Origin of the sequence: Gluconobacter oxydans DSM 3504 (genome assembly GCF_000583855.1) — a bacterium.
Lineage (GTDB): Bacteria > Pseudomonadota > Alphaproteobacteria > Acetobacterales > Acetobacteraceae > Gluconobacter > Gluconobacter oxydans.
On record NZ_CP004373.1, the window covers coordinates 1900311 to 1919736 of the forward strand.

Below are 19426 nucleotides of genomic sequence, written 5' to 3' on the forward strand. Positions count from 1 at the left end.
ACACGGCATAAAAAAGGGCTCCGGAAGGAGCCCTTTTTCGTTTCAGTCTTTCGGGGTGCCGTCTGCGTCGGGCTCCGGATCCGTCATGAGGGCGTCGGAGAGGACGCCGGCTTCTGCGCGGATGCGACGCTCGATCTCGGAGGCCATCTCCGGATGCTCGCGCAGGAACTGCTTGGCGTTTTCACGGCCCTGTCCGATGCGCTGGCTGTCGAAGGAGAACCATGCGCCGGATTTCTCGACGATGTTGCCCTTCACGCCCAGATCGAGCAGTTCGCCCATCTTGCTGATGCCTTCGCCGTACATGATGTCGAACTCGACCTGACGGAACGGGGGCGCCATCTTGTTCTTCACGACCTTGACACGGGTCTGGTTGCCGACGACCTCGTCCTTGTCCTTGATGGACCCGATGCGACGGATGTCGAGGCGGATGGACGAGTAGAACTTCAGCGCGTTACCGCCAGTCGTCGTTTCCGGATTACCGAACATCACGCCGATCTTCATGCGGATCTGGTTCAGGAAGATGACGAGCGTGTTGGAGCGCGAGACCGTTCCCGTCAGCTTGCGCAGGGCCTGGCTCATGAGACGCGCGTGCAGGCCAACATGGCTGTCGCCCATGTCGCCTTCAAGCTCGGCGCGGGGAACGAGGGCCGCAACAGAGTCCACGACCAGCACGTCAACGGCGCCGGAGCGGACCAGCGTGTCGGCAATTTCCAGCGCCTGTTCGCCGGCATCCGGCTGGCTCAGGAGAAGATCGTCGATGTTGACGCCAAGCTTGCGGGCATACCCCGGATCTAGCGCATGTTCTGCATCGATGAAGGCCACGGTCCCGCCCTTCTTCTGGGCTTCAGCCAGAACGTGCAGCGCGAGGGTGGTCTTGCCGGAACTTTCCGGTCCATAGATTTCGACGATACGGCCGCGGGGCATGCCGCCGATCCCCAGCGCGATGTCCAGCCCGATGGACCCGGTGGAAATCACATTGGTTTCCACTTTCGGGCGCTGGCCCATGCGCATGATCGAGCCTTTGCCGAAGGCACGCTCAATCTGGCTGAGTGCGCCTTCAAGCGCCTTGGTCTTGTCCATTCAATCCTCGCAGTAGGTTTGGGCTGGCGTTTCCAGGATACGATAGACCGGGCGGCCACTCTCGCAAAGAGCCGTGATTTCCGCGATTGCCGGCTTCCTGTGTTCGCAAAATGTTCTCGTGCAGACATATCATGCCTGACCCCCTTCTCGCCAAGGGGTATGGTCGCTTCCAGAAAAGATTTTTTCAGGAAGGCCGGTTGTGTCTATCGCAGGGGAGCAGAACGGCTGGCAGGGCGTTTGAGTTTCCAGACATAGGCAATGATGGCCGCAACGACCTTGAAATGCTCAGCAGGGATTTCGCTGTCGAGGGGAAGGGTGAAAAGCGCACGCGCCAGGGGCGGATTGGCCACAATCGGGATCCGGTTGTCCTGTGCGATGTCTCTGATGCGGGCCGCAACATCGTCCATACCTTTTGCCACGATCCGGGGCGCGCCACCGCCACCTCTCTCGTAAACGAGTGCGACGGCGTAATGCGTCGGATTGGTGACGACAACGGTCGCTGTCTTGACGGCAGCCATCATGCGCTGCCTGGCCGCTTTTGCGCGCAGGGCTTTCTGGCGGCCTTTGACGTGCGGATCGCCTTCGGTGTTTTTGTATTCGTCCTTGAGGTCTTCGCGGCTCATCTTCAGTTTGGAGATATGCCGGAAACGCATCCAGAAAATATCAAAGCCGGCGATGACCAGTTGCGCCAGAATCATGGCGGATGCGGCCCTGAAGCCGAGATCCGTCATCATTTTCAATAGGGGGCCGGGTTCCATCCCGACCATGCGCGGCGCGCTCGGGATGGCACCTTTGGAGATATTCCAAAGGACCACGGCAAAAATCGCAAATTTCGCGAGCGCCTTGAACGTATCGGGAAGCGTTCCGCCACCGGCGATGCGCTTGAAACCCGCCAGAGGAGAGATCCGTTCGAATTTCGGAAGCAGGGATTCAGGATGGATGAGGAACCCTGTCTGCAGAAACCCGCCCCCAAGGCAGAGCACGGCGACGGTCGCTGCCATTGGCACGGCCAGCTTCAGTCCGGCTTCAATGGCATGGTCCGTACTGTTGAGCAGGCCCCCCTGTGCCATGGGGACCGTGCCGGCATTGGCCATGAGGGCCTGCATGACGTGTACAAAGTCCGTCACCAGATATGGCAGGACCATGAAAATTCCTGCAAATCCGCCAAGAAGAGCCACGAAATTCATGGCCTCTCGTGACATGACGATCTGCCCGTCCTCACGCGCCTTCTGAAGGCGTTGTGAGGACGGGGCTTCTGTCTTGTCGTCGGAATCAGACATGCTTCAAAGTCCTGGAAGGGCCCGGAGGACGTCGAAAGCCTGTCCCTGCCAGATCGTGACCATGGTGCTCAGCGTGAGGCCCAGAAGAGCGATGCCGCCGAGAAGCTGAAGGGGGCTGGCGGCATTATAGATCTGCAGGGTGGGAAGCAGGCGCGTCATGATGCCGAGCATGCCCTGCCAGACAAGCGACAGGATCAGAAATGGCGCACTGAGCTCCAGCCCGAGGGCGAAGCTGCGTTCCGTGAGTTGGATGATGCCTTGGGCGGAATCGCCCAGCAGGTTCCAGTGTGCGTGAGAAGCAGCGGCAAGTAGGGCTCCTCCCGGCGGAATGATGCTGTAACTGCCGAGGATCGCGCGGACGGGCAGGATATATGCGCCGGTCACGAGAAGCACGAGAGGCGCCAGCAGGTTCAGGAAGCGGGCAGGTGCGGAACTGCCAGAACCGAGATCGGGGTCCGGCTGAAGGACGCTGGAAATTCCCATGCAGACTGCGATGATCTGTCCGGCAATCGGCAGGGCCATGCAGATCAGACGCGCCATCCAGCCGATCAGGATCCCGGCAAAGAGCTCGACTGCGATCATGCCGCAGAGCTCCAGCGGGGCCAGTGCATCCAGATGGTCCTGCATCAGCAGAGGGGCGACGAGTGGAAGGAGCAGGACCGTGAGGGTGATGGCGCATCCCGCACGGATCATCATGGGCATGGACTGTTCACCAAGACCCGGCATGACCATGACGACCGCCCCGGTGCGGGAAAGGACCAGAACAAAGGCGAGGGCCCAGACGCTCAGGGCCGGTCCACTGAGATCTAGCCCCTGTAGCGCGCTTGCTCCGCCCGGACCGGCAAAACCAGCATTCACAGCAGAGCGTCTTTCAGACCGGAAAATCCGGATACAGGCATGTCAGTCAACTCCGGATCCGGAAGGCGGGGGCTCAGGTGGTACCGACGAGGATGAGCTGGTCGAAGAGATGTCGCGTAAAGCTGATGAGTGTTGCAGTCATGAAGGAGCCGGCCATGACCATGACGGCACCGATGGCCAGAACCTTCGGCACGAAGGACAGCGTGGCTTCATTGAGCTGGGTGACAGCCTGTACGAGGGAAACCAGAAGACCGACCCCGAGCGCGGTCAGAAGAGCAGGAGTACTCAGCTTGAGAGCGACGAGGAAGGTCTGCTCCAGAATGGCGCCGAGATCGATGGCCTGCATGGTCAGATCGTCATTTTCATCACGTCCTGATACGCCTGAACCATGCGGTCGCGGATCACGGTCGTGGTCTGAAGGGCAAGCTGCGCGTTGGACACCGCAGTGACGATCTGCGTCATATCCCCGCCGCCTGTCAGGCCCTGTGCAGCTTTGGCTTCTGCATCATGACCGCTGTCGATGACACTGCTGACAGACTGGGACAGGATGGATCCGAAATCCGTACCGGAACTGCTGCTGGCGGTCGCTGCGGATGACTGGATGCCGTCATCGACATTGTCCGTAACCCCCTGCAGGCGGCTCTGGAGACTTTGAACGGCGTAGGCATTATGGGCCTGGGTGAGGGATGTGAGCATCTGGATTACTTCAGCAGGTCGAGTGTACGGGACAGCATGGTCCGGGTGCTCGACAGGGCGTTGAGGTTGGCTTCGTAGGAACGTTCGGCTTCACGCATGTCCATCATCTCCGTCATGGAATCCACGTTGGCAACCTTGACGTAGCCGCGCTCATCAGCGGCGGGATGGGATGGGTCGTAGCGGGTGTCGAAGTCCGACATGTCCTGCCCGACATTCTGGACATCCACAGTCGATGCGCCCGTTTCGTCGTCCACGTGTTCGGCGAAGGTGATGGTCTTGCGGCGATAGGGATCCGCGCCGGGCTGGGAGCCAGTCGTGTCCTGATTGGCGAGGTTTTCCGCGACGATGCGCAGGCGCTGGGCCTGTGCGTCCATGCCGCTTGCGGAAATGCCGATGGTGGTGGACAGGTTCATCCGTCAGGCTCCTTACTTGCCGAGCGCCGTCTGGAACATGCTCAGGTATTTCGAATAGACGTTTACGGCGAGATGCTGCTGGTCGTTCACGTCCGCGACCTGTTCCATCTGCTGGTCCAGGGAAACCTGATTACCGTCCAGGGACTGTTCGGATGTGGTCTCGATGGTGTGGGTGCCTGAGGCGTTGTAACCGATATGACCAGGCTGGGTGACGGTGGGCGTGATGTCGAATTCGCTCATTGCAGCCTCGAACGGGGAGACGTCCTTGGCCTGGTAGTCTGGTGTGTCGGAATTGGCGATATTGCCGGCCAGCACCTGCTGGCGTGCCTGAAGCCAGTTCATGCGGTCACGCCCCAGAGAGAAAAGGTCGGTGCCGCCTGCGCTGGTTGGGTCGATGTTACGCATCGAGACAGTCTCCATCATGCAGGTACCGGAAAAATCCCGGCGAAGCGCATGATGGCGTGAAATCTTTAATAAATGGTTGCCTAAGCCGTCGATTCTGCTGCGGACGAACGATGGGAACGCATGTCAGTAGCACTCACAGTCAGAATCCTTGGCAAAACTGACGGGCAATTAAGCGGTCATTAACCGGTCTTGGGCATCATGTCGGGGAATGAGGATGACTGACCTATGACCCTGCATGAGTGCGTGAATGCGATTGCCGCTCTGATTTTCATTATCGTGCTGATTTTCTGTGCCCGACCCCTGCTGCGTTTTCTGGAACAGAAAAAGGGCAGCGCTCGGGATGGGCAGGCGGGACTGTCGCTTGTGGGGCAGATGGCTCTGGACCGGACGCGGCGTCTTTCGGTTGTGCGGTATGGCGCGCGGGAAGTGCTGGTTCTGACGGGTGGCAATCAGGACATTCTGATGGACTGGACGGAGCGCGAGACGTTTGCTTCGGCGCTGGATGCCTCAGCAGCGGAGGACGTGGCATGAGTAAGATGGCCTGCGTTCTTCGGGTTCTGCTGCCGGTCCTGGTGCTACTGGCGTGTCTGGGGATGCCGCATCTGGCGCATGCCCAGGCCGTGAGTATAGATCTGGGGCAGAATGGCGGTTCTGGTGGCGCGGGGACGACCAGTCGGCTGGTGCAGCTGACGGCGCTGATCACTGTTCTGTCGCTGGCGCCGAGCCTGCTGGTGATGATTACGGCGTTTACGCGGATCGTGATCGTGCTGTCGCTACTGCGCAGTGCGCTGGGCGCACAGGGGACGCCCCCCAATACGGTTCTGATCGGGCTGGCGCTCTTTCTGACGCTGTTCGTGATGCAGCCGACGCTTCAGAAGTCCTGGGATGCGGGGATCGAACCGCTGATGGCCGGACGTGTCGGCGAAATGGAAGGTCTGACGGCCGCGGCCCAGCCGTTCCATGATTTCATGGCGGTGACGGCACGTCCTGCGGATGTGGCGACGTTCCTGAACATCGCGCATGAGAAGCCGCCCGCGAAGATCGGGGATACGCCGTGGCGTGTGCTGGTTCCGGCCTTCATGATCGGGGAACTGCGTCGTGGTTTTGAGATGGGATTTCTGCTCTATCTGCCGTTTCTGGTCATCGATCTGGTGGTGTCCAGCGTGTTGATGAGCCTTGGCATGATGATGCTGCCCCCCAGTACCGTGTCCCTGCCGTTCAAGCTGATCTTTTTCGTTGTGGTGGACGGCTGGTCGCTGGTGGCGGGAAGTCTGGTGCGAAGTTTTACCGGGTAGGAGCCCGGGTTAGGAAAAAGCCCCGCCGGTCAGTGGATCGGCGGGGCTTTTTCGTCAGTTCCTGCTGTCGTTCGTCGTACCGGCGGCGAGGCCAGCGGCACGGGGGTCCGTGGAGCCGCGGCACGAATCGTTGCCGTGGCAAAGGATGGCGTTGATGCGACCGGCCCCTTCATGGGGGATCGGGGTTTCATGTGCGGCAGCGCGGGCAGCGTCTCCAACGGCATCGGCAGCTTCGTTCTGGCCGGAGGCCGCAATGACGGCGCGCAGGTTGCGCTGGTCACGCAGGACGGCTGCAGAGAGCAGCGGCTGGGGCGTACGGGCGGGAGATGCGCCGAGCACGACGCCGGTGCTGCCCGCGATACGGCCGGTTCCGAACAGGTTGTTGTCACTCAGGACGCAGGCCACGGCCATGCCGGAATGGTCGGTCACGACAAAGGACGTCGAAGCCGGAAGGGCCGGAAGGGAGCCGCCACCGGAACGGCCGCTGTTGAGAGCCGCCTGGGCGGCGGCGAGCGATGTGTTTCCGGAGGCGCGCCATGCGGCGACAGTGCCCTGAGCGGAGGCGCCGGTCGTGTAGCGGACAGCAGCTCCAAGGCCCCCATCGGCTGGCGGGGCCAGGAACGAGGCGTCCACACCGCCCTGTCGGGTCGTCAGGGCTTCTGTCTGGAGGGGAAGGGTCTGGCGCATGTCGTCATCGTTCAGGCCACCCCCGGCTTTCTGGGCTGCGGTCACGTAGACGTCAGCCAGAGCCCCGTTATAGAGGTCGCCGACGCCAGCAACCCGGATGCGCTCCAGGAAGCCTGCGAGGCGCGGCTGGGCCAGGCTGTCACCAGCCACGAGAGTGGAGGCGTCGCCGCGGCCGAAGATGGCGCGGGCACCGTCATCGGCCAGAAGGGCCGGACGCACGGCGGCCAGATCGGCTGCCAGCGTGCGGCTGACAGTGATGCCAGTGCTGGCAAGGTTCAGGGCTGGGGCGATCAGATCATTGAAATCGACCGTGCCGTAATGGAGCTGCATCAGATACAGGCCACGGAAGTCGGCCGGTGTGGCAGCCGGACGATCGGCGCCCTTGCTGGTGCCGGCGCGGGTCTGGAACGTGATGGACTGTGCCACCTCGCCGGGACGGCTGACGAGGCAGGCGCCGCCACCGCCGAAAGATGCACGGGACGGCAGGGTGACGCCGAGCGCCAGGGCCGTCGCGGTGGCGGCATCGGCTGCGTTGCCGCCACGGGCCAGCACGTCATGGCCGACCAGGGCAGCCTGCGGTTCGTCAGCGACGACCGTGCCGATGCTGCCGCCTGCGGGAGCGGATGTTTCGCTGATGCCGACGAGATGGGAGCCCGGGATCCACGAGCAGGCGCCCAGCAGAAGGCCTGAGGCGACCGACGCCATCAGTGAGGCGGGCAGGCGGGAAGAGACGCGACGGGCCTGTGTGGCGTCCGGGGTGGAAATCTGGTGCTGTCGATGCGCCACCTGGCGTTTCTCCAATGTCTGGTCACGACTGTCCGGCCTCGTGGCCTTCGCGGATGGCGGGCGCGGGCAGACGGGTCTGCGCCGTGGGTCCTGGTCCGGTTGTTGTTCCCTCATAACGGGAATCTGTTGTTTGTGGGAGAGGCGAGTTGGTGTCTTCTCTTTGCCACAGACCTTCTTTATGCCGTATGGACCTGATGTCCTGTCTTTCCTTCAGTTGATCCGGAGCTTTCCGTTGAGATACCCTCTGCTTGCCACAGCGTCTGCCGTTGTTGCCGGAATGGCCTTTCTTGTGGGCGGTCAGGCTCTGGCAGCTCCGGCGACATCCTTCACACCTGCCCAGCGGGCCGAGATTGTCGGCATCATGCGTGATGCGCTGCAGAACGATCCGAGCATCCTGACGGACGCCATCCGTGCGATCCGTGAAAAGGCCGAGGAGCAGAAGCAGGATTCGACGCTTGCTGCCGTGAAGGCGCATCAGTCCGAGCTTCAGACTGCGCCCGATTTCGCCATCCGGGGCAATCCGCATGGCAGGATCACGGTGGTGGAGTTCTACGACCCGCGCTGTTCGTACTGCCGGTCCATGATGGGTGAGGTGGACAGTTTCCTCAGCCGTCATCCGGATGTCCGGCTGGTCGAAAAGGTCGTGCCGGTTCTGGGCAACAACAGCGTTCTCGACACGCGGGCGATTTTCGCCGCCAGCGCACAGGGTAAATATGAGGCCATGCGCCGCGCTCTGATGGCAGACACCACCAAGCCCAGCATGGAACGGATCGTCGAACTGGCCCAGGCCAATGGCATCGACGTGAAGAAGCTGACGGCCGACATGAGTTCTCCCCAGACCGTGGCGCTGATCAACACCAATCTGGATCAGGGGCGCGCCGTTGGTCTGGACGGAACGCCGACGTTCATTTTCGGTACGGCGGCCGTGGCTCCGGGTGCGCTCGAAGCGGACCAGATGGATGCGTTTCTGGAGCGTGCCCGCAAGGCGTGAGCCTCCGGACACTTTGATCGGGGCACTTTAAGGTGTCAGCGTTTCTCGCTGTCTGCGCCTGAGCCATCCGCGTCCCCGTTGCCGTCAAGGATACCGGCGCGGGACGGAGCATCCGAACCCGGCTGAACCGTGCGGGTGAACGCGGCGACCTCGTCATCGGATGCTGCAGGAGGCGTTCTGTGGTTCGGGGACCGGCTGTCGGGGCTGTCAATGTCGCGTTGCAGCACATTGGCAAGCGCTTCGGGATCCGTGCGTTCGGCGGCGTCCAGAAGGCGTTCGGCCAGGGCGTCGTCCCCGATCTGCCGGGCACGGAGAGCGGCTTCTGCCTGTTCGGTTGCGACCTGGTATTTGCGGTCTTCGCCTTCGAAGGGAGTGTCATCGATGATGGACATGAAGCGTACCTTCTTTCTGGGGCGCGATTGGGTTGGGGCAGAGCTGAAAACACGATCATGCTGCCGCAGTTCCCGAAAGCCATGCTGAGGATCTTCGTATGATAAGGGCGCGGATGAAGGAAAGTCGGATGAAGCTGACTGGAAATGGGCCGGTGGCAGTGATGGGGATCGTGAACGTCACGCCGGATTCCTTTTCCGATGGTGGCTGTTTTCTGCGCCCTGAAGCGGCTCTGGCCCATGGACGGACCTTGCTGGCATATGGGGCCGACCTGCTGGACGTCGGAGCTGAATCTACGCGACCGGGATTTGAGCCTGTTCCAGCTGAAGAGGAATGGGCGCGGCTTTCACCTGTTGTGGGAACACTGGTGGCGGAAGGGGCCGTCGTTTCGGTCGATACCACCAAGGCGTTCGTGGCCCAGAGGGCGCTTGAGGCCGGGGTGAATGTTATCAACGATGTCTGGGGACTGCAGGCTGATCCGGAAATGGCATTCGTGGTGGCGGATTCGGATGCCGTGTCCGTGCTGATGCATAACCGGTATGAGGTGGATGCGGCGCTCGACCTGCGCGCGGACTGGCGGCGTTTCTTTGACCGCTCGCTGGAGTTGGCAGAACAGGCTGGACTGGCTCGGGAACGGATCGTGCTCGATCCCGGTGTCGGGTTTGGCAAGACGCAGGCACAGAATGTCGAGGCCGTGGCACGGCTTGGGGAGCTGAAATCCGAATATGGGTTGCCGGTTCTGCTGGGGGTGTCACGCAAGTCGATGTTCGGGCATTTTCTGGGGCGCACGGCTTCCGAACGGCTGGCGGGGACGCTGGCGACCAATCTGTATGGAGTGGAGCAGGGGGCCGGTATCCTGCGGGTACATGATGTGCGCGAGCATGTGGATGCATTGAAAATGCGCCAGATTCTGAAGGATGTCCGATGATCGTTCCTGTCCTGACTTCCGTTTTCGTGCGGGATCTGTGCCTGTTTGGCTATCACGGCGTGCTGCCGGAAGAGACGCGGATCGGGCAGCGTTTTGTGGTCGATATCGAGATCCGGGCCGATCTGTCGGGCGCGATTGCGGGCGATGATTACCAGCAGGCCGTCTGTTACGGGACGCTGTGCGATATCGCTTCGGCCATTGTGACGGGGCCGCCTCTGCAGCTGATCGAGACAGTGGCGGGGCGCATTGCTGAGACCGTGTTGGCGAAGCTGGAGCGTGTGGAGTGGGTGCGGGTCGAGGTGCGCAAGCCCTCTGCGCCGGTGCCTTATGCGGTTTCAGGGACGGCGGTGTCCGTGGAGCAGGCCCGGGTTCATGAGGTTGCGTTCTCGCTGGGGAGCAATCTTGGGGAGCGCGAGGCTGTTCTGGCGGCGGCGGTGGATCGGCTGTCGCTGCTGGATGGACTTGAGATCGCGGATGTGTCGTCACTGTATGACAGCGCGCCCTGGGGCGGGGTGGAGCAGCCGGCGTTTGTGAATATCTGCGCCACCGGGCGGACAACGCTGGAACCTCATGCACTTCTGCGGGTCTGCAAGGCGATCGAGGCCGATCTGGGTCGTGTGCCCGGTGTGCGCTGGGGGGCGCGGGCTGTCGATATCGACATTCTTTATTATGGGGAGCGGGACGTTCGGGACCGGGTGCTGACGCTGCCGCATGCGTGTCTGTTCGAGCGGGCTTTTGTGCTCGAGCCTCTTGCAGAAATTGATCCAGATCACGTCATTGGTGGACGTCGCGTGCGGGACGCGCTAGCAGTCCTGCCGCGGAGCCCGGGGGATGTGACCCGGCGCGCACCTGACGGCACCGGCCGTTGGGGCATCAAGGAGCCTGAACCCGCATGACCAACCTGAACGCCACGATCATGACCGCCGCATCGGCACGTCTGTCGGACAGTCAGGACAGCCTTTCTTCCGAAGAACTGCGCCCTATGGGAGCATTGCCGCTGCCTGCGGATGCGGAAGTGCGGATTGCGGGTGCCGTACGGGAGATCCTTGAAGCGCTGGGCGAAAACCCGGAGCGCGAAGGTCTGCTCGACACGCCGCAGCGCGTGGCGAAGATGTATCTTGAAGTGTTCAGCGGTCTGCATCAGGACCCACGGGATCATCTGAAGACACAGTTCTCGGCGGACCGGCATCATGGTGCGGTGATCGTCAAGGACATCCGCTTTCATTCCATGTGCGAGCATCATCTGCTGCCGGTCTATGGCAAGGCGCATGTCGCCTATCTGCCAGCAGGTGGCCGCCTGACGGGGCTGAGCAAGATTGCGCGGCTGGTCGAAGGCTTTGCCCGCCGTCCGCAGCTTCAGGAGCGTCTGACGGATCAGATCGCGCAGGGCATGGAAGATGTTCTGGCACCCGAAGCCGTGCTGGTCGTGATCGAAGCCGAGCATATGTGCATGAGCATGCGCGGCGTGCGCTCGCCCGGCTCCACGACCGTGACGTCCATTGCGCGCGGCACCTGGCTGCGGGATAGCGCAGCCAGAATGGAAATCATGTCGCTTCTGCGGGGCTGAGACAGCTCTTCCGGCTTCAGACCGGCGTGGCAGGCTTGATGTCGTAAGCCTTTTGGACGAGTTCGGGACGCTTGCCGAGACCGTCCGTCGCTTTCTGGTTCCAGATTGCGTCCAGCTGTTCGCGCTGCTGGGGAATGATCTCTTTCGGTTCCACGTTCCGGTAGGTGTCGATGGCACCCGTCAGAACGCCGATTGTCGTCTCAAAGACGGGTTCCGGATCGTACTGTTCGTGTGGGAAAGCGATCTTGCTGTAATCGAACAGGCGCCGGGAGGGATCGTCCTGCCAACTCTTCCAGGTTTCGAACATGCGGTCGTTGAAGCCGGTGAGGAACGGTCCCGGATTGACGGTGGCGACCTCGATTCCGAATTCCTTCATTTCCTGGCTCAGCGCGGAGGCGATGGCTTCCAGAGCGTGTTTGGACGATGAATAGGCTCCGGCGAACGGGTCCGTGGTCAGACCGGCGACGGAAGACATGAAGACAACCCGGCCTTTCTTCTTCGCGACCATTTTGCGCAGTACGAGCTGCGTGAGCATGACGGGGCCAATGATATTGACCTCATACTGACGACGGAGGTTTTCGGCTGGAATATCGGCGACGGAGCCACCTTCGGAAATACCGGCATTGTTAAGCAGGATGTCCACATCCCAGTCTGCGGCTTTCTGGCGATCACCTTCGCAGGTCACATCGAGCTTCTCGACCCGCAGGGAGACGCCGCGCTTTTTCGCGTCTTCGGTGACGGCATGGACCTGTGCGGCGATTTCTACGCCTGCGATGACGTCAAATCCTTTTGCAGCCAGTCGCAGCGCGACTTCATGCCCGAATCCGGTACCTGCGCCTGTGATGAGGATGGTTTTCATGCTGTTCTTTTCCGGCCTGAGGAGGTTACCCTTATCCCAACGCGCCGGTCAGTTCCGTTGTTCCGTTTCTTTCTCCCCGGCACGAAGAGCCGCATGTCCGGCATCAGACTGAAGGAGTGATGCCCGTGGCATTTGGAAAGAACGTGTTTCAGGCCCTGACGCGCTATGCGCTGGCGGCGCAGATCGACGAATGGGGCTGGGACATCGGCCCGCATACTTATGGCGCGCCCGCTGTTCTGGAAGTGGAGGAAGCGGGGCTCAGCATCGGCGATTACTGCTCGATCGGGCCCGGTGTCACGATCATCCTGGGCAATCATCGCGCTGATCTGGTCAGCACCTATCCTTTCAGAACCCTGTCGCATTTCTGGCCTTCTGCTGCAGAGGGAGAGAACGATCACTCCTCAAAAGGGGACGTCATCATTGGCAATGACGTCTGGATCGGGGCGCATGTCACGATCATGTCCGGGGTGACGATCGGGGATGGCGCCGTCATTGCCGCACAGGCTCTCGTCACGAAATCGGTGCCGCCTTATGCGATTGTCGGTGGCAATCCGGCAAAAGTGATCCGCTATCGTTTTTCCGAAACGGTCATTGCGCGCCTGCTGGCGCTGGCATGGTGGAAATGGCCGGAAACGCTGGTGGAAGAACGCTCAGGCCGTCTGATGAGTGACGATATCGAAGCGTTCTTGGACCTTTATGAAAATGCTCCGTACGGGTCCGGGGACGGTTCATCCTGATTTGGTGAGTGGCGTTGCGCCTTCATGAGAGGGCAGGCTTGCAGTACGGTTTCTTGAAACCGTCGTGCCGGAACTCCCCGGGTGTCCGTGCGATTGGGCTGTGTCGGGAAACGTGCCGCGACAGGGGGTGATCCGTGGGGTCCTTCGGGAGTGGTGACGGTTTTCCCTGTATCGAAGGGGATCTTGATGAGTACCGCGGAAACGATGATGTCTCAGATGGCGGAAAAAGGCGGATTTATCGCTGCTCTGGATCAGAGCGGCGGATCCACGCCTGGTGCGCTGAAACAGTATGGCATCCCTGAAAGCGATTACTCGGGTGAGAGCGAGATGTTTGCGCGCATGCACGAGATGCGGGTGCGGATCATCACGGCGCCGTCTTTCACGGGGGACAAGGTGATCGGAGCCATCCTGTTCGAGCGAACGATGGATGGAGACGTGAAAGGCGAGCCGGTCCCGGCCTATCTCTGGCGCGAGCGGGGTGTCGTTCCGTTCGTGAAGATCGACAAGGGCCTGGAAACGGAAGCGGACGGCGTCCAGCTTATGAAGCCGATGCCGGGGCTGGATGACCTGCTGGAACGGGCAGTGAAGCTGGGTATTTACGGCACGAAGGAGCGCTCCACGATCCGCCTGCCGTCCGAGAGCGGGATTCGCGCTATCGTGCAGCAGCAGTTCGCGGTGGCAGAACAGGTTCGCAGGCATGGGCTGGTCCCCATCCTGGAGCCGGAAGTGCTGATCAAGAGCCCGGACAAGAAGGCATGCGAGCAGCTTTTGCATGATTATGTTCTGGAGGAGCTTCAGAAGCTTCCCGAAGACGCGCGGATCATGCTGAAGGTGACGATCCCGGAAGTGCCTGATCTGTATGACGATATCGCTCGTGATCCGCGCATGGTCCGTGTCGTTGCGCTGTCAGGGGGCTATCCGCTGGATCAGGCCTGCGAAAAGCTGCGCCATAATCATCGGATGATCGCGAGTTTCTCCCGGGCCCTGATCGGGGATCTGCGCCATCAGATGGATGATGCGCAGTTCGATGCGACGCTGGGCAGGACGATCGACGAGATCTACGACGCTTCGGTCAACAAGGTCTGAGACCCGGGTTCCGGGCCGGATGTCAGGCGATGCTGGCGTCCGGCCTGTTCCACCAGCACTGTTCCGGTGGCCGCGAAACGGTGGGCAGGTAATGCTGCGGGTTGCCGCCAAGACGGACGGTGTTGGTCGGGGTTTCTTCCAGTTCGATTTCGTGCACGCGCAGAATGTCGCCTTGATCCGCGAGGATGGCGGTCAGTTTGGCGAGCATGAGGGCAGCCATAAGCTCGGTCGTCGGATCGCCAGGGGTGACGACGATGCGCTGGGCGCGCTCGGGTTCGTTCTGGCGGAACCAGGTCAGTAGCGGATCGGTTTCCGAAAGCTGGAGCGCGTGGTCGAGGCTGTTGTCCACGAAATGGTGCCAGCGTGTCTTGGCCTCGGCGAAGGGCAGGATCATGTTCGCATGGCCGTCCAGCCGGGCCTGTTTCGCCGGGCGCAGCGTCACGCGGACATATTCGTTATGGCCGTGCGGAATGGCGCAGCGTTCGCTGGCCCCGGTAATGAGCCGGTGACCCATGCAGAAGCGTCGGGTGAAGACCAGTTCTGCGGTCATGCGGCGCCTCCTTCAGAGCGGTTCTGCTGGTAACGGCGCCAGCCCTCGGCACGCAGATTGCAGGCCGGGCACGTGCCGCATCCATAGCCCCAGTCATGCCGGTGCGTGCGGTCGCCCATGTAGCAGGAATGGCTGTCCCGGTTGATGACATCCACGAGCTTCTGGCCGCCGAGCTCTTCGGTCAGATCCCAGGTCTGGGCCTTGTCGATCCACATCAGGGGCGTGTGCAGGACGAAGCGCTGGTCCATGCCGAGGTTCAGGGCGACCTGAAGCGCCTTGATCGTGTCGTCCCGACAGTCGGGATAGCCGGAATAATCGGTTTCGCAGACGCCGGTGACGATATGCCGTGCATTGCGGCGGACGGCGAGAGCTGCGGCAAAGGTCAGGAAGATGATGTTGCGGCCCGGCACGAAGGTGTTGGGCAGGCCGTTTTCGCTCAGGCCGATCTCGGCTTCACGGGTCAGGGCCGTTTCGGACAGGGCGCCGAGGGAGGCGAGGTCGATCGTGTGATCTTCCCCAAGGCGTGCTTTCCAGTCCGGCGAAAAAGCGGCCATCTCGTTGCGCAGGGTCTCGCGGCATTCGAGTTCGATGGCGTGGCGCTGTCCGTAGGCGTAGCCGACCGTTTCGACATGGTCGAAGCGGGAGAGGGCCCAGGCGAGGCAGGTTGCGGAATCCTGACCGCCAGAGAACAGGACAAGAGCAGTGTTGCTGCTGATGGTCATGGTCAGGGGATTCCGATCAGCTTGTGGGTCTGGAGCGACAGGCGCCAGCGCGGATGGCGCAGGCAGTAGGCCACGGCAGCCTGTGTGTTGGCGATGCGGTCGGGGCCGTCCATCGGCTGGAGCCAGAAATGGCGGAAGGAAAACTTCTCGAACAGTTCGGGCGGGAGTTCTGGTTGGGGATAGACCAGCTTGAGTTCCGCACCTTCGGTCTGCACAAGTGCACCGCCCGGTTTGGGGCTGACGCAGACCCAGTCGATTCCTGCGGGGGCCGCGATGGTGCCGTTGGTTTCCACGGCGATCTCAAAGCCGCGGGCCTTTATGGCGCCGATCAGGGCATCATCGAGCTGGAGCAGGGGTTCGCCGCCCGTGAAGACGACATAGCGTCGGCCGCTGTCATCGGCTGTGCCGGTCCAGCAGGCTGCAATAGTATTGGCTAAGGCTTCGGCGGTTTCGAAACGGCCACCGCCTTCACCGTCCGTGCCGATGAAATCGGTATCACAGAACGTGCAGGCCGCAGTGGCGCGATCCTGCTCGCGGCCCGACCACAGGTTGCAGCCGGCGAAGCGGCAGAACACCGACGCGCGGCCTGTCTGTGCACCCTCGCCCTGGAGGGTCACGAACATTTCCTTCACAGCATATGACATGACCGCAGCATGTCGGCGAGGTTGGCGCAGGATGCAAGGGAAATCATCATGCCAGCCTGATGCAAGGGCGGCAGAGGGTGGTTTCAGCCGTCAGGGGGGATGGGCAGGACACGCTTTCATGGTAGGGAGAGCGCATGGAAGACATGAATGCCCGTTCTCCTGTTCTGGTTCTTGAACCCCAGCGTGGATGGGGGCTTGTCCGCTCTGCCGCAGCCGATCTGAGGGCAGGTCTGCGGCTGTTTCCGCTCGCCGCGGCACTCGGCTGGCTGGACATCAAGATGCGGTATCGCGGCTCCATTCTGGGGCCGCTGTGGCTGACGCTCTCCACTGCCGTGATGATCGGCGCAACAGGTGTGGTGTACGGCTACCTCTTCCACATGGATCTGAGAACCTATCTGCCCTTCCTGTCGCTCTCGATCGTGCTGTGGGGATATATCGGGACGGTCGTCAATGATGCAGGAACGGTCTTCACGCAGAACACCCCCCTGTTCCATTCAATGCGGATTCCGGCCAGCCTGCCCGTCATGCAGGTGATCGTCCGGAACCTGCTGATCCTGCTTCATAATATAGTGGTGGTCGCGGTTGTGTTTGCCGTCTTCCGGATCTGGCCACACCAGATCTGGAGCCTGCTGTTCAGCCTTCCGGTCTGGATCGTGGACAGCTTCTGCGTCATTCTGCTGATCGGGATGCTGGGCGCGCGGTTTCGCGATATCGCACCGATCGTGGCGTCCCTGATGCAGATTGTCTTCTTTGTGACGCCGGTCATCTGGAAGCCCGAGCTGATCACGACCGGGCGTCAGTATCTGCTGCTCGACCCGTTCTATTCGCTTCTTGAAATCGTGCGCGCGCCTCTTCTGGGGCGGACGGTGGATGCGGTTGTCTGGGGCGCAGCACTCGGACACAGCGTGCTCCTGTGGCTTCTGGCGGCCATCCTGTTCTGCCGGATGCGGTCGCGCATTCCCTACTGGATCTGATGTGATGCCAGGTATCGTTGTTGACCGTCTCTGTATCGATTTTCCGCTGTATCATGGCCAGAGCCGTTCGCTGAAACGGCAGGTCGGCAAGACCCTGACCCGCTTTGCACCGTCTTCGCCATCGGCGCATCTGATGCATGACCAGCGGGAACGCACGATTGTCAGCGTGCTGCGGGAAATCAGTTTCACGCTGCGCTCCGGCGAGCGGCTGGGGCTGATCGGCAGTAACGGCGCTGGCAAGACCACGCTCCTGCGGGCACTTGCGGGCATCTATGAGCCTGTCGCCGGGCGCGTCCGGCTTGAGGGAACGATGCGGACCCTGCTGGATAGCAGTCTGGGCATGAATCCCGATCTGACCGGTCGTGAGAACATCCGTCTCAAAGGCCGGTATGAAGGACTGTCACGCCAACAGATCGACCGGATCGAACAGGACGTACAGGACTTCGCGGAGCTCGGGCCTTACATGGACATGCCGGTGAAGGCCTACAGTGCGGGCATGAGTGTCCGCCTGGCGTTCGGTCTGGCCACGGCGTCTGCCCCGGAGATCCTGCTGATGGATGAATGGTTCCTGGCAGGCGACGGCATTTTCATGAACAAGGCCCGCACCCGGCTTGAGGAACTCGTCCAGAAGGCGGAGATCCTGGTGCTCTCGACCCATCAGCCCGAAATCATGCGGCAGTGGTGCACGCGTGTCCTGTGGCTGGAGAATGGACATGTCCGGATGGATGCCTCACCCGACGAGGTTCTGGATGTCTATCTGGAACACACGGGCTGAGGCACCCTCAGCTCCCTGACCCAAACCGTGCGAGCGCCCAGGTCGTCCCGAGATACAGGATGATCGTAAGGGCACATCCTGCCATCAGAGCCACCCAGAACGGCACTTCCACTCTCAGCAGCCGCGGGATGAGCAGAAACATCGGCAGGGACGGAAGCACATACCAGAACGTCGCTTCCGCATGGCGGCTCATGATGAGGCGGTCAGGTTTTTCCATCCAGAGCCAGATCATGCCCAGAACCGATACCAGCGGCAGGGATGCAATCAGGGCACCTGCCCCCGGATAACGTCGCGCGACGCCTGAGGCCGCAGCGATCAGAACACCCGAGATCAGACATTTCAGAATGAAGAAAACCATATCCTTACCTAGAGGTAAGCAATCGTTTTCGGAATTTGTTTTTTCTGGGAATGTGGCCAACTCCAGGAGAGGAGTGGCGCGAGTGACGGGGCTCGAACCCGCGACCTCCGGCGTGACAGGCCGGCGCTCTAACCAACTGAGCTACACCCGCAAAGCTGCTTTTCAGCATCTTGGGACCTTCCGTTCGGGAAGCTGTTTGGCTTCCTCTCGGTCGGTGGCGGTGATTTATCAGCCTGCCCGGGGGGTGGCAATAGGGTTTTCTGAAAAAAAAGCTCACCTGGCCAAAAAAACTGCCTTGCCCGGTCCGGATGGGATGTGTCCTTTGTAACGGATCGATACAGATGCGGGGATGTCATGACGCTGGGCCGACTGGGTGCGCTTCTGCTGATGGGGACTGTTCTTGCCGGGTGTGAGAGTGGTCCGCGTCAGTGCAAACTGATCATAAGCGGTGACATGCCGGTTCTGAATGACTGGGGAAGCCCCATCGTTCGTGCCGCGATCAATGGGCATCCCGTCGCGCTGATTGTTGATACGGGGGCTTTCTCCACCACGATCGGGAAGAGTTTCGTGGAGCCGCTCGGTCTGGACGATACAGGTGGAACCGTGTTCGTCCGTGGCGTCGGGGGTGACGAGTACGCGCGTGTCATGACAATCCGCACGCTGGACATGGGAAGCTCCAAGGCCCTGAACATCGCTGTGGCCGGGGCCGGGAAATTTACCGGAAAGATCGCCGGCCTTCCGATCGTGGGATTGTTCGGGCGTGATTTTCTGGGACGCTACGATACGGTCGTGGACATGCCGTCTCATCGGGTGCGCCTGGTTGAAACTGAAGACTGTGAAACGCCGACGCCGGGATGGACGGGGCGTATTCACACGGTTCCCATCACCCATCCCTATAACGGCGGCCAGAAGACTACGCTGGATATCCGTCTGAATGGCCACGCGACCGATGCTGTTCTTGATACGGGAGCAGCCAGCAGCCTGATCAGTATGGATGGCGCAAGAGCTGCGGGTGTAACGCGGGCGATGCTGGAGGAGGATCCGGTCACGACCGGTTATGGCCTCACGCGGGATCCGGTGAAGAATTATCGCCATCATTTCGACACTCTGCAGATGGGCGATATCGTCTTTCGCGATGTCGTCCTGAGGGTCGGGGGTGATCTTCCCGATACGGATGCCCTGCTGGGAGCGGATGTTCTCCGGCATTACCGGATCTGGATTCCCCGCTGGGGCCACCGGATGTTCGTCCAGCACGATGTCGATATTCCAGCATCAGCCAACTGAAGAAGTCTGAGAGGCATTAACGGAGTTTCAATCAACTGTTCTCTAGGAAGGGAAGCATCTG

At 61.3% G+C, this 19426-nt stretch carries 25 protein-coding genes and 1 tRNA gene; 11 read left to right on the forward strand and 15 right to left on the reverse strand.

The features are described from left to right. Window positions 1-42: 42 nt before the first annotated feature. From recA to GLS_RS08355, 7 genes are all read right to left on the reverse strand, one after another. Complete coding sequence (recA, locus tag GLS_RS08325) at window positions 43-1080, reverse strand: recombinase RecA (RefSeq protein ID WP_041111871.1); 1038 nt, start codon at window positions 1078-1080, stop codon at window positions 43-45. A gap of 203 nt (window positions 1081-1283) precedes the next feature. Next, window positions 1284-2360: an EscU/YscU/HrcU family type III secretion system export apparatus switch protein gene (locus GLS_RS08330; RefSeq protein WP_041111872.1), complete on the reverse strand. Its 1077-nt coding sequence runs from the start codon at window positions 2358-2360 to the stop codon at window positions 1284-1286. 3 nt (window positions 2361-2363) lie between these two features. Next, a complete protein-coding gene (locus GLS_RS08335) occupies window positions 2364-3218 on the reverse strand; it encodes a flagellar biosynthetic protein FliR (protein ID WP_041111873.1) in 855 nt (284 codons plus the stop codon). A gap of 73 nt (window positions 3219-3291) precedes the next feature. Beyond that, window positions 3292-3564 carry a flagellar biosynthetic protein FliQ gene (locus GLS_RS08340; protein WP_041111874.1) on the reverse strand — a complete coding sequence of 91 codons (273 nt, stop codon included), beginning with the start codon at window positions 3562-3564 and terminating at the stop codon, window positions 3292-3294. A 2-nt stretch (window positions 3565-3566) separates the two neighbouring features. Continuing rightward, window positions 3567-3914 (reverse strand): flagellar hook-basal body complex protein FliE, encoded by a 348-nt coding sequence (gene fliE, locus GLS_RS08345; protein ID WP_041111875.1) that lies wholly within the window; start codon window positions 3912-3914, stop codon window positions 3567-3569. Window positions 3915-3919: 5 nt separating this feature from the next. Further along, on the reverse strand, window positions 3920-4327 hold the full coding sequence (gene flgC, locus GLS_RS08350; protein ID WP_041111876.1) for a flagellar basal body rod protein FlgC: 408 nt from the start codon (window positions 4325-4327) through the stop codon (window positions 3920-3922). Window positions 4328-4339: 12 nt separating this feature from the next. Then, a complete protein-coding gene (locus GLS_RS08355; RefSeq protein WP_011253055.1) occupies window positions 4340-4732 on the reverse strand; it encodes a flagellar basal body rod protein FlgB in 393 nt (130 codons plus the stop codon). A gap of 225 nt (window positions 4733-4957) precedes the next feature. Between GLS_RS08355 and GLS_RS08360 the strand changes: the two genes are divergently transcribed. Then, window positions 4958-5263: a flagellar biosynthetic protein FliO gene (locus tag GLS_RS08360; protein WP_041111877.1), complete on the forward strand. Its 306-nt coding sequence runs from the start codon at window positions 4958-4960 to the stop codon at window positions 5261-5263. After that, window positions 5260-6027, forward strand: coding sequence for a flagellar type III secretion system pore protein FliP (gene fliP / locus GLS_RS08365; protein ID WP_041111878.1), 768 nt, complete (start codon window positions 5260-5262; stop codon window positions 6025-6027). Before GLS_RS08360 ends, fliP begins: the two co-directional genes overlap by 4 nt. A gap of 54 nt (window positions 6028-6081) precedes the next feature. Here fliP and GLS_RS08370 read toward each other — a convergent pair whose 3' ends face one another. Further along, window positions 6082-7500 carry a gamma-glutamyltransferase gene (locus GLS_RS08370; RefSeq protein ID WP_193363803.1) on the reverse strand — a complete coding sequence of 473 codons (1419 nt, stop codon included), beginning with the start codon at window positions 7498-7500 and terminating at the stop codon, window positions 6082-6084. A 232-nt stretch (window positions 7501-7732) separates the two neighbouring features. Between GLS_RS08370 and GLS_RS08375 the strand changes: the two genes are divergently transcribed. Beyond that, window positions 7733-8491 carry a DsbA family protein gene (locus tag GLS_RS08375; RefSeq protein WP_226986551.1) on the forward strand — a complete coding sequence of 253 codons (759 nt, stop codon included), beginning with the start codon at window positions 7733-7735 and terminating at the stop codon, window positions 8489-8491. A 35-nt stretch (window positions 8492-8526) separates the two neighbouring features. Here the strand turns inward: GLS_RS08375 and GLS_RS08380 are convergent, their stop codons facing one another. Beyond that, complete coding sequence (locus GLS_RS08380; RefSeq protein ID WP_041111881.1) at window positions 8527-8883, reverse strand: hypothetical protein; 357 nt, start codon at window positions 8881-8883, stop codon at window positions 8527-8529. 128 nt (window positions 8884-9011) lie between these two features. Between GLS_RS08380 and folP the strand changes: the two genes are divergently transcribed. Genes folP through folE form a run of 3 tightly spaced genes read left to right on the forward strand, consistent with a single transcriptional unit; the run spans window position 9012 to window position 11376 of the window. Further along, window positions 9012-9809 carry a dihydropteroate synthase gene (folP, locus tag GLS_RS08385; RefSeq protein ID WP_226986552.1) on the forward strand — a complete coding sequence of 266 codons (798 nt, stop codon included), beginning with the start codon at window positions 9012-9014 and terminating at the stop codon, window positions 9807-9809. Then, entirely contained in the window at window positions 9806-10705 is a 900-nt protein-coding gene (gene folK / locus GLS_RS08390) for a 2-amino-4-hydroxy-6-hydroxymethyldihydropteridine diphosphokinase (protein ID WP_041111883.1), read from the forward strand. The genes folP and folK overlap by 4 nt, the downstream gene beginning before the upstream one ends. After that, window positions 10702-11376 (forward strand): GTP cyclohydrolase I FolE, encoded by a 675-nt coding sequence (gene folE, locus GLS_RS08395; RefSeq protein ID WP_080691937.1) that lies wholly within the window; start codon window positions 10702-10704, stop codon window positions 11374-11376. The genes folK and folE overlap by 4 nt, the downstream gene beginning before the upstream one ends. A 16-nt stretch (window positions 11377-11392) precedes the next feature. Here folE and GLS_RS08400 read toward each other — a convergent pair whose 3' ends face one another. Then, complete coding sequence (locus GLS_RS08400) at window positions 11393-12235, reverse strand: SDR family oxidoreductase (protein ID WP_041111884.1); 843 nt, start codon at window positions 12233-12235, stop codon at window positions 11393-11395. Window positions 12236-12360: 125 nt separating this feature from the next. Between GLS_RS08400 and GLS_RS08405 the strand changes: the two genes are divergently transcribed. Both GLS_RS08405 and GLS_RS08410 read left to right on the forward strand, forming a co-directional pair. After that, the gene (locus GLS_RS08405) at window positions 12361-12972 is read left to right on the forward strand and encodes a CatB-related O-acetyltransferase (RefSeq protein WP_041112798.1); all 612 of its coding nucleotides are present in this window, start codon (window positions 12361-12363) and stop codon (window positions 12970-12972) included. 186 nt (window positions 12973-13158) lie between these two features. Next, entirely contained in the window at window positions 13159-14058 is a 900-nt protein-coding gene (locus GLS_RS08410) for a fructose bisphosphate aldolase (RefSeq protein ID WP_041111885.1), read from the forward strand. A 22-nt stretch (window positions 14059-14080) separates the two neighbouring features. On the opposite strand, the gene GLS_RS08415 is transcribed toward GLS_RS08410, so the two are convergent. The 3 genes from GLS_RS08415 to queE are packed head-to-tail and all read right to left on the reverse strand — an operon-like array spanning window position 14081 to window position 15974. Beyond that, entirely contained in the window at window positions 14081-14608 is a 528-nt protein-coding gene (locus GLS_RS08415; protein ID WP_041111886.1) for a 6-carboxytetrahydropterin synthase, read from the reverse strand. Beyond that, the gene (queC, locus tag GLS_RS08420; protein ID WP_041111887.1) at window positions 14605-15330 is read right to left on the reverse strand and encodes a 7-cyano-7-deazaguanine synthase QueC; all 726 of its coding nucleotides are present in this window, start codon (window positions 15328-15330) and stop codon (window positions 14605-14607) included. Before queC ends, GLS_RS08415 begins: the two co-directional genes overlap by 4 nt. A gap of 2 nt (window positions 15331-15332) precedes the next feature. Beyond that, window positions 15333-15974 carry a 7-carboxy-7-deazaguanine synthase gene (gene queE / locus GLS_RS08425; RefSeq protein ID WP_041111888.1) on the reverse strand — a complete coding sequence of 214 codons (642 nt, stop codon included), beginning with the start codon at window positions 15972-15974 and terminating at the stop codon, window positions 15333-15335. A 134-nt stretch (window positions 15975-16108) separates the two neighbouring features. On the opposite strand from queE, the gene GLS_RS08430 reads away from it, so the two are divergent. Continuing rightward, window positions 16109-16948, forward strand: a complete 840-nt coding sequence (locus GLS_RS08430; RefSeq protein ID WP_041111889.1) for an ABC transporter permease — start codon at window positions 16109-16111, stop codon at window positions 16946-16948. Window positions 16949-16952: 4 nt separating this feature from the next. Then, window positions 16953-17723, forward strand: coding sequence for an ABC transporter ATP-binding protein (locus tag GLS_RS08435; protein WP_041111890.1), 771 nt, complete (start codon window positions 16953-16955; stop codon window positions 17721-17723). Window positions 17724-17730: 7 nt separating this feature from the next. On the opposite strand, the gene GLS_RS08440 is transcribed toward GLS_RS08435, so the two are convergent. Both GLS_RS08440 and GLS_RS08445 read right to left on the reverse strand, forming a co-directional pair. After that, the gene (locus GLS_RS08440; protein WP_041111891.1) at window positions 17731-18081 is read right to left on the reverse strand and encodes a DUF3147 family protein; all 351 of its coding nucleotides are present in this window, start codon (window positions 18079-18081) and stop codon (window positions 17731-17733) included. Between the two features lie 74 nt (window positions 18082-18155). Further along, a tRNA-Asp gene (locus GLS_RS08445) sits at window positions 18156-18232 on the reverse strand. 203 nt (window positions 18233-18435) lie between these two features. On the opposite strand from GLS_RS08445, the gene GLS_RS08450 reads away from it, so the two are divergent. Continuing rightward, window positions 18436-19365, forward strand: a complete 930-nt coding sequence (locus GLS_RS08450; RefSeq protein WP_041111892.1) for a retroviral-like aspartic protease family protein — start codon at window positions 18436-18438, stop codon at window positions 19363-19365. Window positions 19366-19426: the final 61 nt, after the last annotated feature.

Bases quoted from the DNA above. Each gene is read 5' to 3' on its own strand.
- fliE (WP_041111875.1), bottom strand. From the start codon at position 3,914: ATGCTCACATCCCTCACCCAGGCCCATAATGCCTACGCCGTTCAAAGT.
- recA (WP_041111871.1), bottom strand. From the start codon at position 1,080: ATGGACAAGACCAAGGCGCTTGAAGGCGCACTCAGCCAGATTGAGCGT.
- GLS_RS08450 (WP_041111892.1), top strand. From the start codon at position 18,436: ATGACGCTGGGCCGACTGGGTGCGCTTCTGCTGATGGGGACTGTTCTT.
- queE (WP_041111888.1), bottom strand. From the start codon at position 15,974: ATGTCATATGCTGTGAAGGAAATGTTCGTGACCCTCCAGGGCGAGGGT.
- folE (WP_080691937.1), top strand. From the start codon at position 10,702: ATGACCAACCTGAACGCCACGATCATGACCGCCGCATCGGCACGTCTG.
- GLS_RS08410 (WP_041111885.1), top strand. From the start codon at position 13,159: ATGAGTACCGCGGAAACGATGATGTCTCAGATGGCGGAAAAAGGCGGA.
- GLS_RS08340 (WP_041111874.1), bottom strand. From the start codon at position 3,564: ATGCAGGCCATCGATCTCGGCGCCATTCTGGAGCAGACCTTCCTCGTC.
- GLS_RS08400 (WP_041111884.1), bottom strand. From the start codon at position 12,235: ATGAAAACCATCCTCATCACAGGCGCAGGTACCGGATTCGGGCATGAA.
- folK (WP_041111883.1), top strand. From the start codon at position 9,806: ATGATCGTTCCTGTCCTGACTTCCGTTTTCGTGCGGGATCTGTGCCTG.
- queC (WP_041111887.1), bottom strand. From the start codon at position 15,330: ATGACCATCAGCAGCAACACTGCTCTTGTCCTGTTCTCTGGCGGTCAG.
- fliP (WP_041111878.1), top strand. From the start codon at position 5,260: ATGAGTAAGATGGCCTGCGTTCTTCGGGTTCTGCTGCCGGTCCTGGTG.
- GLS_RS08380 (WP_041111881.1), bottom strand. From the start codon at position 8,883: ATGTCCATCATCGATGACACTCCCTTCGAAGGCGAAGACCGCAAATAC.
- GLS_RS08440 (WP_041111891.1), bottom strand. From the start codon at position 18,081: ATGGTTTTCTTCATTCTGAAATGTCTGATCTCGGGTGTTCTGATCGCT.
- GLS_RS08430 (WP_041111889.1), top strand. From the start codon at position 16,109: ATGGAAGACATGAATGCCCGTTCTCCTGTTCTGGTTCTTGAACCCCAG.
- GLS_RS08360 (WP_041111877.1), top strand. From the start codon at position 4,958: ATGACCCTGCATGAGTGCGTGAATGCGATTGCCGCTCTGATTTTCATT.
- GLS_RS08415 (WP_041111886.1), bottom strand. From the start codon at position 14,608: ATGACCGCAGAACTGGTCTTCACCCGACGCTTCTGCATGGGTCACCGG.
- flgC (WP_041111876.1), bottom strand. From the start codon at position 4,327: ATGAACCTGTCCACCACCATCGGCATTTCCGCAAGCGGCATGGACGCA.
- folP (WP_226986552.1), top strand. From the start codon at position 9,012: ATGAAGCTGACTGGAAATGGGCCGGTGGCAGTGATGGGGATCGTGAAC.
- GLS_RS08355 (WP_011253055.1), bottom strand. From the start codon at position 4,732: ATGCGTAACATCGACCCAACCAGCGCAGGCGGCACCGACCTTTTCTCT.
- GLS_RS08435 (WP_041111890.1), top strand. From the start codon at position 16,953: ATGCCAGGTATCGTTGTTGACCGTCTCTGTATCGATTTTCCGCTGTAT.
- GLS_RS08330 (WP_041111872.1), bottom strand. From the start codon at position 2,360: ATGTCTGATTCCGACGACAAGACAGAAGCCCCGTCCTCACAACGCCTT.